Origin of the sequence: Streptomyces sp. DT224 (assembly GCF_049844595.1) — a bacterium.
Classification (GTDB): Bacteria; Actinomycetota; Actinomycetes; order Streptomycetales; family Streptomycetaceae; genus Streptomyces.
Genome location: NZ_JBNCLI010000008.1, coordinates 274,424 through 286,640, shown reverse-complemented (window position 1 = coordinate 286,640; position 12,217 = coordinate 274,424). Strand labels below are relative to the sequence as shown.

General features: G+C 70.9%; 13 protein-coding genes. 4 read left to right on the top strand and 9 right to left on the bottom strand.

Annotation, left to right across the window (positions count from 1 at the left end):
* The 7 genes from ACLQ2N_RS21840 to ACLQ2N_RS21810 all read right to left on the bottom strand — a co-directional run bounded on the left by ACLQ2N_RS21840 (position 1) and on the right by ACLQ2N_RS21810 (position 6,709).
* The gene (locus ACLQ2N_RS21840) at positions 1–1,860 is read right to left on the bottom strand and encodes an NADH-quinone oxidoreductase subunit L (RefSeq protein WP_425815524.1); all 1,860 of its coding nucleotides are present in this window, start codon (positions 1,858–1,860) and stop codon (positions 1–3) included.
* Positions 1,857–2,162 (bottom strand): NADH-quinone oxidoreductase subunit NuoK, encoded by a 306-nt coding sequence (nuoK, locus tag ACLQ2N_RS21835; protein WP_425815522.1) that lies wholly within the window; start codon positions 2,160–2,162, stop codon positions 1,857–1,859. The genes ACLQ2N_RS21840 and nuoK overlap by 4 nt, the downstream gene beginning before the upstream one ends.
* Positions 2,159–2,722, bottom strand: coding sequence for an NADH-quinone oxidoreductase subunit J family protein (locus tag ACLQ2N_RS21830; protein ID WP_425815520.1), 564 nt, complete (start codon positions 2,720–2,722; stop codon positions 2,159–2,161). Before ACLQ2N_RS21830 ends, nuoK begins: the two co-directional genes overlap by 4 nt.
* A 19-nt stretch (positions 2,723–2,741) precedes the next feature.
* Positions 2,742–3,686 (bottom strand): NADH-quinone oxidoreductase subunit H, encoded by a 945-nt coding sequence (locus tag ACLQ2N_RS21825; protein WP_425815518.1) that lies wholly within the window; start codon positions 3,684–3,686, stop codon positions 2,742–2,744.
* Complete coding sequence (locus ACLQ2N_RS21820) at positions 3,679–4,941, bottom strand: hypothetical protein (protein ID WP_425815516.1); 1,263 nt, start codon at positions 4,939–4,941, stop codon at positions 3,679–3,681. Before ACLQ2N_RS21820 ends, ACLQ2N_RS21825 begins: the two co-directional genes overlap by 8 nt.
* Positions 4,932–5,282: an NADH-quinone oxidoreductase subunit A gene (locus ACLQ2N_RS21815; protein ID WP_425815514.1), complete on the bottom strand. Its 351-nt coding sequence runs from the start codon at positions 5,280–5,282 to the stop codon at positions 4,932–4,934. The genes ACLQ2N_RS21820 and ACLQ2N_RS21815 overlap by 10 nt, the downstream gene beginning before the upstream one ends.
* Before the next feature lie 287 nt (positions 5,283–5,569).
* Complete coding sequence (locus ACLQ2N_RS21810; RefSeq protein WP_425815512.1) at positions 5,570–6,709, bottom strand: FAD-dependent oxidoreductase; 1,140 nt, start codon at positions 6,707–6,709, stop codon at positions 5,570–5,572.
* Between the two features lie 167 nt (positions 6,710–6,876).
* On the opposite strand from ACLQ2N_RS21810, the gene ACLQ2N_RS21805 reads away from it, so the two are divergent.
* Entirely contained in the window at positions 6,877–7,524 is a 648-nt protein-coding gene (locus tag ACLQ2N_RS21805) for a TetR/AcrR family transcriptional regulator (protein ID WP_425815510.1), read from the top strand.
* Here the strand turns inward: ACLQ2N_RS21805 and ACLQ2N_RS21800 are convergent.
* Positions 7,508–7,936, bottom strand: coding sequence for a VOC family protein (locus ACLQ2N_RS21800; RefSeq protein WP_425815508.1), 429 nt, complete (start codon positions 7,934–7,936; stop codon positions 7,508–7,510). The genes ACLQ2N_RS21805 and ACLQ2N_RS21800 overlap by 17 nt on opposite strands.
* 101 nt (positions 7,937–8,037) lie before the next feature.
* On the opposite strand from ACLQ2N_RS21800, the gene ACLQ2N_RS21795 reads away from it, so the two are divergent.
* The 3 genes from ACLQ2N_RS21795 (at position 8,038) to ACLQ2N_RS21785 (ending at position 11,120) form a co-directional block, all read left to right on the top strand.
* Complete coding sequence (locus ACLQ2N_RS21795; protein ID WP_425815506.1) at positions 8,038–9,027, top strand: helix-turn-helix transcriptional regulator; 990 nt, start codon at positions 8,038–8,040, stop codon at positions 9,025–9,027.
* Positions 9,028–9,249: 222 nt separating this feature from the next.
* Positions 9,250–10,815: a hypothetical protein gene (locus ACLQ2N_RS21790; protein WP_425815504.1), complete on the top strand. Its 1,566-nt coding sequence runs from the start codon at positions 9,250–9,252 to the stop codon at positions 10,813–10,815.
* Between the two features lie 152 nt (positions 10,816–10,967).
* Positions 10,968–11,120, top strand: a complete 153-nt coding sequence (locus tag ACLQ2N_RS21785) for a hypothetical protein (protein WP_425815502.1) — start codon at positions 10,968–10,970, stop codon at positions 11,118–11,120.
* Between the two features lie 331 nt (positions 11,121–11,451).
* Here the strand turns inward: ACLQ2N_RS21785 and ACLQ2N_RS21780 are convergent, their stop codons facing one another.
* Positions 11,452–12,033, bottom strand: coding sequence for a TetR/AcrR family transcriptional regulator (locus ACLQ2N_RS21780; RefSeq protein WP_425815500.1), 582 nt, complete (start codon positions 12,031–12,033; stop codon positions 11,452–11,454).
* Between the last annotated feature and the right edge of the window lie 184 nt (positions 12,034–12,217).

Genomic DNA, 12,217 nt, shown 5'->3' with positions numbered 1-12,217 from the left:
TCACCTCACGAGGACGAGCACGACGGCGAGGACGGTGAAGGCGGCGACCGCCTGAGCGAGGTACTGGTGCAGCTGCCCGGTCTGCGGTCGGCGCGCCCAGTGGCCGAGCGCCCTGGCACCTTCGGCCACGCCCTCCGCGGCACCGTCGACGAACCGTTCCACGTGTGCGTTGGTCCACTTGGCCAGCCGGACCGATCCGCGGGCGGAGGCGTCAACGGCACGATTGAGCACCCGGTCGTCGAAGACGGCGAGTGCGTCGGCCAGGCGCAGCACGGGGGCTACGAGGAGCGTGCGCGCGGCGGATTCCAGGCCGAGCCACTGCGACATCGCGGCGGTGATCCGGCCCGGTGGGGCGAAAGGCCGTGGACCTCGGATCCAGACCCCGGTGGAGACGGCGACCGCCAGCGCGGCGGTGAGGGCGAACTCCCAGACGTGCGGCACCGGTTGCGCCTCGGCGCCGAGCACCCGCCCCACCGCGTCCCGTGCAGGCGGGAAGGAGGTGACGGTCAGGGCGGCACAGGCGACGGCCAGGATCACGAGCGGCAGCCGGGACGCGTACGGCTGCGGCTGCGGCTCGCGGGCGTCCGCCGCAGGCGCGGGCCGGGGCTGCCAGACGAACCACAGGGCCTTGACGCTGTAGACGGCGGAGATCGCAGCGCCGGCCAGCCCGACGGCGTACAGAGCCGTACTGCTCTCGAGGACACCGGCGAGGAGTACGTCTTTGGCCGGCCACAGGGCCAGGGGCGGGACGCCGGCCAGCGCCAGGGCGGCGACGCCGAAGGTGACACCGGCGGTTCGGTATCGCCGCGCCGCGCCACACAGAGCGGGGAGGTCTTTGGTGCCGAGGACCGTCAGCCAGAGGCCCGCGACGAGAAAGGCCAGGCTCTTCGCGGCGGCATGGGCGATGAGTTGCAGGGTGCCACCGGTCACCGCGCCGACGCCGGCAGCCAGCACCATGAAGCCGATCTGGGCGCAGGTCGAGGCGGCGAGGAGCTGCTTGAGGTCGCTCTGGGCCACGGCGACCAGGCCGAGCACGACCGCCGTCACGGCACCCGTCCACGCCACCGCGTGGCCGCCCCAGCCGGACCGCATGAGGAGCGGCTCCAGCCGAAGCAGCAGATACGCCCCGGCCGCGACCATGGTCGCCGAGTGGAGCAGGGCGGAGACGGGACTGGGTCCCTGCATGGCCCCGGACAGCCAGAAACTGAACGGCAGCTGGGCGGACTTGCCGAACGCAGCCGTGATGACACCCGCGGTGACGAGGTCGGACCACGCACCGGTCGTGGCCGCGAGGTCGTCGAGGGCGAGGGAGCCGGCCTGACCGCTGGCCAGCGCTGCCCCGGCGGCGAGGTAGAGGCCGAGGTCGGCGGCGCGGGTGGTGAGGAAGGCGGTGGCGGCAGCGTCACCGCGTGCGCTGTCGCGCCACCCATAGCCGATCAGCGCCCAGGAGGTGGCGCCCATCACCTCCCACGCCATCAGCAGGACCGGCAAGGTGGTCGCGGTCACCGTCGCCAGCATCGCGCCGCCGAACAACAGCATCAGCCCGAAGAATCGGGCGCGTGCCTCTCCCGGACCGATGTCCGCGACGCTGAACACGAGGACGGCCGTGGTCACCGCGGTGACAGTCACGGCCATGAGGCCCGACAGTCCGTCCACCGCGAGGCCGGCGGGAAGCCCTTCCAGCAGTGGCGCTTCGACTCGCGGGTGCTCGAACGCAACCGCGACGGCGAGGCCGAGCCCGGCGGTGGCCGTGCCGACCGCGACGGCGGGAGCGCAGCGGTCCACCGGCCGGCCGGCGACCGCGAGCAGTGTCCCCACGGTCAGCGGCAGGGCGATGAGCACCCACAGCAGCGCGCTCATTCCTTCAGCTCCGCCGCCATGTCGGTCATGTCGATGTCTCGGGCTCGGAAGAGCGCGGTGACCACAGCGAACCCGATGGACATCTCCACGGCCATGACCGTGACCGCCAGGACCACGAGCACCTGCCCGTCGGCGGCGGCCGGGGCGATGTAGTGCCAGGCAGCCGCCGCGCCGACGATGACGCCGCCCAGCATCAGTTCGAACCCCATCATGAGCATCACAACCGACTGCTGGGTGAGCGCCCCGAAGAGGCCGATGCTGAACAGGGCCGCGGCCAGCAGCAGGAAGAGCTCCAGACTCATCGGCCCACCCCTCCCCGTACCGGGTCGTCAGCGGTAGGGGACCTCAGGTCGTGCCCGAACCGGTCGTACCGGCCCCGGCGGGTGGCCAGGACGACGGTGGCGACCATGGTCGCGAACAGCGCCAGCCCCAGGGTCATCATCGTGAGCATCTGCGGACCCATCAGCGACATACCGAGGTCCACGGTCGGATCGGCCGACGGCCGACCGCGCCGGGACGGCCACGGAGCGAGGAACACGCCCGCGGCCAGGACAGCGAAGAGCGCCGCGCAGATCACGGTCGCGCCCTTCTTGTTGTGCACCATGCTCATCGGCATCAGCCCGGCCGGATTCATCATGTACATGAGCATGAACACGGCCATGATGGCCATCTCGATGGTCATCATCAGCACGATCACGACCCCGAGGTAGTCCAGCCCGAGCACCAGCACCTCGCCTCCGACGCACAGCAGCGACGCCAGCAGCGCGTACGTCGCCCGGGCCATGGAGTCGAACCGGAACACCATGGCTCCACCGGCCACCGCCGGAAGGGCCAGCACCCAGAAGATCACGTCGTCGAGCATCGGCAACGCACCTTGCCTTTCATCGGTTCAGTACGACGACGGCGACGAACAGCGCCTGCAGCAGCGTCAACGGCACCAGCACTATCCAGGCCACTTCCATGTACCGCTCCATCCGCAGTACGGGCAGCGCCCGGCGCCCGGCCACCAGCAGAGCCACGACGGCCGCGGTCTTGAGGAGCGTCCACGCCCAGCCCGGCAGCAACGGACCATGGCCTCCTCCGAGAAACAGCGGCACGCTGAAACCGGCGGTCACCACGAGCAGCAGCCACCGGCCGCCGAGGAACACCAACCGGTCCACGCCCGCGAGTTCGGCCGACGCGCCACCGGCAGCGTCCCGGGACAGCGGGTGGGAGAACGGCCCCCAGAAGGACATCGCGAGCGCACTCAGCAGGTAGGCGGCGAACGCGACCGGCATCCAGACCACGAACCACACACCGTCCTGGGCGGCGACCACGTCTCCGACGCGCAGGGACTCGGCCCCGAGGGCGGCGGTGGTGAGCGCGAACATGTGCGGCAGTTCGTAGGCCAGACCCTGCGCCAGGAACCGGTAGCCGCCCATCAGCGACAGAGCCGAGTTCGGCCCCCAGCCGGCCAGCCACACCGCTGCCCAGGCCAGCGCCTCCATAGCGTTGAACCACACGACGCCGACCGGCGGATCGCTCACCGCGCGAAAGCCCCACGGCAGTACGCCGCCCGCCAGCACCGCCGCCACGGGCACCAGTACCACGCCCAGCCGGCCCAGCAGCCGGTCGGCGGCCGTCGTACGGCGCGGCTGCTGGACGAGCAGCCGCAGGGCTTCACGCAACGGTGACAGCGCCCGTACCCCGGCCTCCCGGACACTCCCGGCCCGGCCGCGCTCGGCCTCCCCCGAAAGCACCGCGGAGAACCCCGCCGTGACGACGGCCGCCGCTGACAGCGCCAGGGGGAGGACGACGGCCGCCCACCAGGGTGCGGCATCAGGCATGGAACGCTCCGGCCACGGGTGCAGAGGCGAGTTCATCGACGTCCGGGTCCAGACTGGCCAGGATGATCCGCGCGCAGGCGTACTCGGCGCCGGTCAGCAGGCCGGGAAGAATGTCGAGCAACGCCCGCGACGGCGGCGTCGGCGTGTCCAGCAGGCCGCGCGGTCCGTTCCGATCGGCACACGTCAACGGCCGCGTGTCATCGAGGGAGTCGAGACCGCGCTCCGTTTCCTTCAGCCACGTCAGCAACCGGTCGTGGGCGTCTCCGTCCGCGGCCAGCGCCGGCCCGGACACTCCGGCCGCTTGGGCTTCACCGGCCGTCAGCCCCCCGAGTCCGGCGATCGACCAGCGCAGGGCCCGGGACCGCCCGATTCTGCGCACCGTTCCACCGAGCACACCGCCGATCGCCTCACGCGATGCCCCCGACAGCACATCGTCCCTGAGCAGACGGCACCGCGCGGCGGCATCGTCCCAGCCTGCGACTGCGAGGAGCCGTCCCGCGCTGTCCAGATGGGCCGCACAGCGCCGGCGCGCCGCGCTGCCCCTGGTGACGTGCTCGCCCCGGACGGCCCGCAACCACGGCTCGTCCCAGAAGGGCGGCCGATGGCCGGACGGTACGGGGAGGTGGTCCACCTCGACGCCCTGCACGACGTCTCCTTGGAGCGTGAGACGGAGGATCAGCCCCACGGGCCAGTCGCTCAGCCCGGGACCGAACGGCACGTGCAACTGGTCGAGCTTCAGTGCGTCCCGGTCATCGGCCCGCTCGGCCATCGGCAGGCCGGCCACCTCCCCCATGGCGTGACCCGTGTGGCCCCCACGGCCCCCGTGACCGTGGTGCGTTGCGGGCTCGCGCCCCGCGCGTCCGTTGCGCGGGGCATCTGGCCGATTCGTTGCCTCGCGGTGGTGGGCAGGACGGTCCGCCGCCCTCGCGCCGCGCGAGTTCACCGCTTCGCGGGTCAGTTCCCGGCGCGCCACGTCGAGTACGTGTGCGACCTGGCCGCTTCGGTCCACCGCGATGCGGACGGCAGGTTCCGGCACCGACTGCTCGATGCCGTCCACCCATTCCGATGCCGTGAGGACGGGAACGCCACAGACGAGAAGGAGGTCCGCGGCCGCCGGAACGGCCACGACGGGCCATCCACGGCGGCGCAGCTCCGCCTCCGCCTCCAGCCGCAGGGCTGTCGCTCCGGGCACCGTGACCATCAGCACTGCCGGGCGGTTCATCGCCGTACGCCGCAGCAGTCCTCTCACGCCCACCGCAGAGCCCCCTCGCGCCAGGCGTAGGCCACTGCGGCGAACAGCACGCCGAGGAAGAGGAACATCTCCACGACGGCCGTGGTGCCCACCCTGGAGACGACCTTCACCCACGGGTACATGAAGAGCATCTCCATGTCGAAGGCCAGAAAGATCATGGTCACCGGGTACCAGCGCACGTGGAACCGTGACACAGCGTGCCGGCCCGGCCCCAAGCCCCCGGAGAACGCGCCGGTTTCCAGGGGAGTTCGCACGGCGGCCAGGTACAGGCCCAGGCCGTACAGGGCTGCCACGCCGGCACCGACCACGCCGAGCAGGACCAGCAGCGGCTGCCATGCGTCCATCCCGCCCACCCTCCGCCCGCGGCGTCACCGTCGTCCCCCATAGTGCGCGGCCGACCACCTCTGGCCCTGCAGGCTGGCCCGAGCCGCCGAAGGCTCCCTGGTCCGACGCGCCTCGCCGTCCACCGGATGGCCGAGCAGCACTTCCCTCTGTGTTGATCTCAGCGGTCCGGGAGGTGGTGATCGCTGCGGCCATCGTCCTGGCAGGCCCGTGGACGCCGTCGGCGCTCTCGGTCTCGGCCATCTGGACCGCACCCTCGTGGCGCCCTGCGGCCATGAGGGGTACGCCCTCAGCCGGCGTCGCCCTGGTCGGGGTCGAAGGGTTCGTTCGAGAGCAGTCCGGCGGCGGCGCCGTCCAGCGCTGTCTGCTTGTCGCGGGAACGGGGCACCATGGTCTTCTCGTACGCGCGGATGGCGTCGGCGATGGCGTCGTGACTGGTGATGGCGATGGCGAGTTCGGCGGCGTCGAGCATGGCGAGGTTGACGCCGACGCCGAGCGGGGGCATGAGATGCGCGGCGTCACCGAGCAGGGTGACGCTGGGGTTGGTCTGCCAGGTGTGCGGGACCGGCAGGGCGTAGAGGGGGCGGTGGATGTAGGGGCCGTCGTTGTCGGTGATGAGTCGGCGCAGGCCGGGTGCCCAGCCCCGGTAGCGGTCCAGGAGCAGGGTGCGAATCTGTTCGGTGTCCTGGCTGGTCAGTCCCGCTCGGGTGAGCCAGTCGGCGGGGCCGGGCTGGATGATGTAGACGCGTACGTGACCGCCGCTGTTGCGCTGGGCGAACAGGCAGCGTTCACCGTCGGCTGCCATGGCGCTGCCCTGCCCGACGAGATCGGCGACGGAGGGGTGTGCGGTCTCGACGTCATGGAACCAGGCTTCGAGGAAGTTGATGCCGATGTGCTCGGGTATGGCAGGTGAGAGCACACGTCGGACTCTGGACCAGGCGCCGTCGGCGCCGATGACGAGGTCGGCCCGGACGACGCTGCCGTCGGCGAAGTGCAGCCGGCGCGGGCCCTCGTCGGGCCCTTCGACGCTCTTGAGCGTGCGGCCCCAGTGGACGGTGCCGGGGATGAGAAAGTTCAGCAGGAGGTCACGCAGCTGGCCGCGGTCGATCTCCGGGGCGGCGAACTGGTCACCGGCGGGCTGGTGGTGGAAGCGGAGGGTTCCGTCGGCGGCATCGAACTGCCGCATCTCCTGGCCTTCGGGACGGGCGAGGCGGGTGAACTCCTCCAGCAGGCCGGCCTCCTTCAGCGCGGCCTGACCGTCCTCCTCGTGCAGGTCCAGCGTGCCGCCCTGATTGCCGTCGTCGGGGCCGGAGGCCAGGTCGTAGACAGCGACGTCCACCCCGTTGCGCTGAAGGACGCGGGCGCAGGTGAGGCCGCCGGGGCCCGCTCCCACGATCGCGATGCGGGGGGCGGGTGAGGGAGTGGACATGGTGATGCTCCGTTCCTGTGGACCGGCACGAGTGGGACAGCGACAAGGCGTGATCGAGGCAGGGGCGGGTCGATCCACGGACCCGCCGCACCAGAAAAACACACCGGATCAACAAGTGCAACGGTTGCACTTTTTGAGCGGTGCCACAAGTGAGGTAAATTGACGGCATGCCCGATGCCACCAGCGCCGCGCGCACTCCCATGGGCCGTCGCGAACGCAAGAAGGCCGCCACCCGCCAGGCCATCGCCGATGCGGCCCTGCGCCTGTTCCTGGAGCGCGGCTACGACGACGTCGGGATCCGCGAGATCGCCGACGCCGCCGACGTGTCCACCACCACGCTGTTCAAGCACTTCCCGAGCAAGGAAGCACTCGTCTTCGACCAGCAGGACGAGATGAAGGCCCACCAGTTGCACGCCGTACGCAACCGTCCGGATGGGCAGTCCCTACCAGCCGCTCTGCGCGAACACGCTCTGCGCCACCGGCTGCTCCTCCCCGGCACGGATCCCGACGTCAACGCCTTCCTCAGCCTGGTCACCGGCACCCCTGTGCTGCTGGACCACCAGCACAACACCTGGTTGGAGAACACCGCTCCCCTGGCCCAGGTCATCTCCGAGGAGAGCGGTCTTTCCTCCGACGACCCTGCCAGCACCGCCCTCGCCCGCTTCGCCCTCGAAGCACCGCGCATCGCCCGCGATCAGCCCGACAGCGCCGCAGCCCTCAACGCCGCCTTCGACCTTCTCGAACACGGCTGGCAGAACATCGCCCCGGACACCGGGAATCCGCGGCAGGGCGCGCCCATCAACGCACAGTCCTGACATCCGAAGCAGCAGGGCCGGCGTACTTTTCGACGGCCTCCGCGGTGACGGGGGTGAAGAAGTTGACGAGGTTGCCGTCGGGGTCGCGGAAGAGCAGCGACCGGTTGCCCCACGGCATCGTGGTGGGCTGGTTGACGAAGTCGGTGACGAAGCCGGCGAGGTTCTGGTGCACCTGGTCCACGTCGTCGACGAGGAACTCGGTGATCACGCTGCGGTTGTCCGCCGGCCGGGCCGAGTCCGGGGCGAACAGCGGGACCGTGCGGGTGCCGGCGATCGCGAGGGTCGCGCCCGCGGTCCGGAGTTCGGCGAAGTCCTCGGTGGCCCACGTCGCCCGCACCCCTGTGGCTCGCTCGTAGAACTCGACGAGGCGTGCGACGTCGCCGGTGATGATGCGGATCGAGACGAAATGCATGGGAATCTCCTTGGCTGTGCCGAAAGCGGATACGCCACAGGCTAGGAAAGATAGTGGACGGAATCGGTCCTCTATTCGAATGATCGCGTTAAACTGCACGGATGCCTGGACCCACCGGCCGCGTGCTGGCACTCCTGGAACTGCTGCAGTCGGGCGGCACCCGGACGGTGGCCGAGCTCGCCGACCGTCTCGGTGTCGAAGGGCGCACCGTGCGGCGGTATGTGAGCCGGCTGATCGATCTGGACGTGCCGGTGGAGTCGGTGCGTGGCCGCTACGGCGGCTACCGGCTGGCTCCCGGGTACCGCTTGCCTCCGCTCATGCTCAGCAACGACGAGGCACTGGCCGTGCTGCTCGGCCTGGCCGCCGGCCGCAGGGCAGGACTGACGACGGCGGAGCGCACGGCAAGCGAGACCGCGTCGGCGAAGATCCGGAGGGTACTGCCCCAGCACATCGCCGGCCGGCTCGACGCACTCCTGGCAGCTGTCGCCCTCACCGACGAGCCCCGCGAACCGGACCCCCCGGATGCCGAGGTCCTGCTCACCATCGCCGATGCGGTGCGCCACAGCCGACCGGTCTCGGTCGACTACACCGATCGCGACGGACGGCACAGCGAACGCACGCTGCACGCGTACGCGATCGTCGCCCATGCGGGCCGGTGGTACGTGACCGGAAGGGACGCCCGGGCCGGCGAGGACCGGACCTTCCGGCTCGATCGCATGGAAACCGCGCGGGTCCTGCCCGGTTCGTTCGAAGCGCCCGTGGAGACCGATCCGGCGCAGCGCCTGCTGTCAGGGTTCGCCACGGCCGAGTACCGGCACGAGGTGACCCTGCGCATCCACGGGACGTCCGAGCAGATCCGCGCGCACCTTCCTGCCAGCGTCGCGCGCCTGGAGGAGGACGAGCCTGCCGCAGGCGGGGCCCCGGCGGCCGAGCGCTGGCTACGCGTCGAGCTGCGGGTGCAGCGGCTCGACTGGCTGCCCGGGGTCCTCGCCTCGCTCGACCGGCCGTTCGTCATCGAGCGCCCCGACGAACTGCGCACCCTCGTCGACGCGCTCTCCCAGCGCCTCGCGTCCTATGCACGCCAAGCCTGACAGCCGTTCACCGACCGCCAGTTCGGCGGAGCGCGGTCACAGCGGATGTCTCCCTCCCCGGCCCCGACGTCGGCCGTCTATTCGGACCGGCCTGGCAGTTCAACGGGCCCTGGGACTGGACGGCCTTCGCAGATCGCACCGAAGATCTTCCCGCCGTACTCCTTCTGTTGGCCCGGGCTGACTACTCTCCAGTCGCCCGGCCCGGCACAGGAGAGGTACGTCATGAGCACCCCGGTCCACCGCACCCCGACTCGGCAGTCGGTCCTGCCCCCGGCCCGGCAGCACCGAGAGCGGGGACGGACCGGAGACCCGTCCCTCACCTCCCCCGGCCACCCGCTCCTCGCGATCCAGGCCGGCCTCGGCAATCGGGCCGCGGTCGCCGCGGTGCAGCGTGCCGAGGAAACCGCCAGGAGCAGAGAACCGGAGAACGCCGGCCCACCCCCCGCCCCCAGGAGTTACCGCGACCGGATCGCCGCAGTTCTCGACAAGGTCAAGAAGAACCTCGAAGTCATCGACACCTTCGTCAAGGGCGTCCACGTTCCCGCCAACGCAGGCTTCGCCCAGCAGGCGTCTGCGACGGCGAGCGAGGGTCTCAAGCACTCAACCGGCGCATCGGGGACCGCCGCCGCGTCGGAGAACCTCGTCACGGAGACCGCCGGCGCCCTACTCAGCGGGATGGAGGCGGTCAAAGCCAGGAGGGACGCCGCAAAGCACGAGACCGGGTCCGCCTTCCACACGGCGGACAAGAAGGCCAACTCCAAGAAGGCCGATGCGGTCATCGGTGCCGCCGGAGCGGGGAACTACGCGCTCGGCATCGCCAAGGAACTCACCAAGGCGCAGATGGCGGCGCACGCCGCGACGGCATCCGAGGCCAGCGGTATCGGCTCCAGCGTGGTCGGAGCGGTGAAGGGCGCTCGCGCGGCGGCGCGGGTCGGTCTGACCGCTCGCAAGTACCACGCCCTGAAGGGGCTTGAAAGGCACGAGCGCACCGATGAGGAGGCCATGGCCCGGCTGGACCAGGCCCGGCGGGAAGCCGAACAGGCAGCCGATGACGCATACGTCGCGCTGGACGGCCACTGGGACCACGAGGGCGAGGACCGGATCGCGCGCGTCTCCCAGGCCATTGATGCCGCCTGGGCGGCGACGGGCGCCGCCCGTGCCGCGGCCGCCGACATCCGGAGCGCCGAAGACGCGAACACGATGAACACCGTGCACACGTACGCGCTGGGCAAGCAGCGCAACAAAATGGGCAAGCAGGCGTTCACCGCCGTGGGCGAGTCGGCCAAGGCCGCCGGCGGCATCGTGACGGCGGTCGCCGCCACGGCGGGAGGTGCCGGGCTGGCGAGCAATCCCGTCGGCTGGGGCCTGGCCGCCGGGGCAGCCGGCCTCATCCTCGGCGTCACCGCGTACAAGGCGGGCCGTGCCGGGATGAAGCGCTACGACGGGGCCCGCCGTCCGGAACGCTGGGGGGCGGACGAAAGCTCGGCCGAACCCGCGTCCCGGCCCGATGCGCTGAAGGAAGCCTTGAAGTTCTGGAAGAAAGTCGAGAACGGTGAACGCCAGGCCATGGCACGCAAGATCTACGGGCTCGCGGCGGGAGCGGGAATCGAGGGGAGCGGCCAGACGTCGCCCGCGATGCGGGACTCGGCCCGGGCCCTCCTCATCGCTCTCAAAGCGGGCCCCGTGCACCACAAGCTGACCCCGGACGAGTGGGTGGAGTCCCTCGACGACCCTGCCAGGAGCGCTGCGTGGGTGAAGGAGATCGCAGAGCAGTTGTCATCGGCCTGACGTCTCCGGTGGGGCCGCCTCGCGGGCGCGTTCGCACGTCGCCCCGGGGCTCGGAGACCGGTCCCGGTGCCGGTCGAAATGCGGCTGCGCGCGCCCTCACGCCTCCGCATACTGGCGGTCGCCGACTCCCGAGATCCGAAGGGCCTTCCCGCGTGCAGGCTGCCGTCACCGTCTCCCCCGCTCAGATCCCCGAACTCTTCGACGGCCCGGACCTCCTGGCGACCGCACCCGTCTCCGCCAACGGACGTTCCTCACTGACCACCGGTTTCACGACCGACGGAACACACACCGTCACCGCCGCGTAGAACGGCGACGACAGTTGCGACGCTTCGAACGGCACCACCCTCACGGTGTCCCGAGCCCCGTCGTCCCCAGCAGACAATCCGGGCTGCCTGCTGTGCCGGCTGATCGACTTCCACGTCGGGAACGTCCACAACGCGGTCAACGTGAACAGCCACAATGTGAGGCATCCACGAACAACCCCGGCCCGTCGGGCGGTGGACACGAGCGAGGGATACCGGTTCATGCAGGTGAGCCGCGCCGAGAGACTTTTCGATCCGAGCCGGGCGAACTGGCGGTGCAGGTACCAGGAGGCGGAGCTGTACGGCGGGGATCACGCCAGTGGCAAGAGGCGTGTCATGTGCTCGACGGGATGGCTCGCAGACCGCCGAGCAGTGCGGCGAGGTACCGGTGTGCTGTGTTGATCCGTTCGGCAGGAGTGCCGCCGTGGATGGTGACCGCGTGGGCGATGCCGCACATCAGCGGGACGAGATCGGCAGCGGACAGATCGGGGCGGACCACTGCGGCCTCGCGGGCCCGGTTGAGGAGTTCGGTGCCGGTCGTTGTCAGCGACTGCCTGAGCTCCGTGGTGCGGGGGAGGGCGTCGGTCGGTGCGGCGGTGACCAGGGCCAGGGAGGCGTCGGTGATCTGCGCGTCGAGGGTCCGCGTCAAGAAGCTTTCGAGTGCGCTCCAGGGATCCGTGTCGGCCAGCGCCTGTTCGCCGTGGGCGGCCAGGGCTTCCAGGCAGGGGGTGGCCACGGTCTCCAGCAGCGCCTCGGGGGTGGCGAAGTGCCGGTAGACAGTGCCGACTCCGAGTCCAGCACGGCGGGCGACATCGTTGAGCTGTAGCGTGACGCCCTGATCGACCAGGACGCGGGCGATGGCGACGATCCGGTCCCAGTTGCGGGCAGCGTCCTTGCGTAGCTGTGTGGTCGTCATGTGTGGCCAGTCTCTGTCGCGTGTCCTGTCATGTGTGTTCGGTGTTCGATCATACGCAGTCGTTCCCGGCTGGGAGGTCGGCGCTGTGGCGGGGGGGGCGGGGGGCCCCCCCCCCCCCCCGGGGGGTGAGCCCCGGGGCGGCCGGCCGCCCCGGCACCCCGGGGAGTTATACACCCCCACCCTG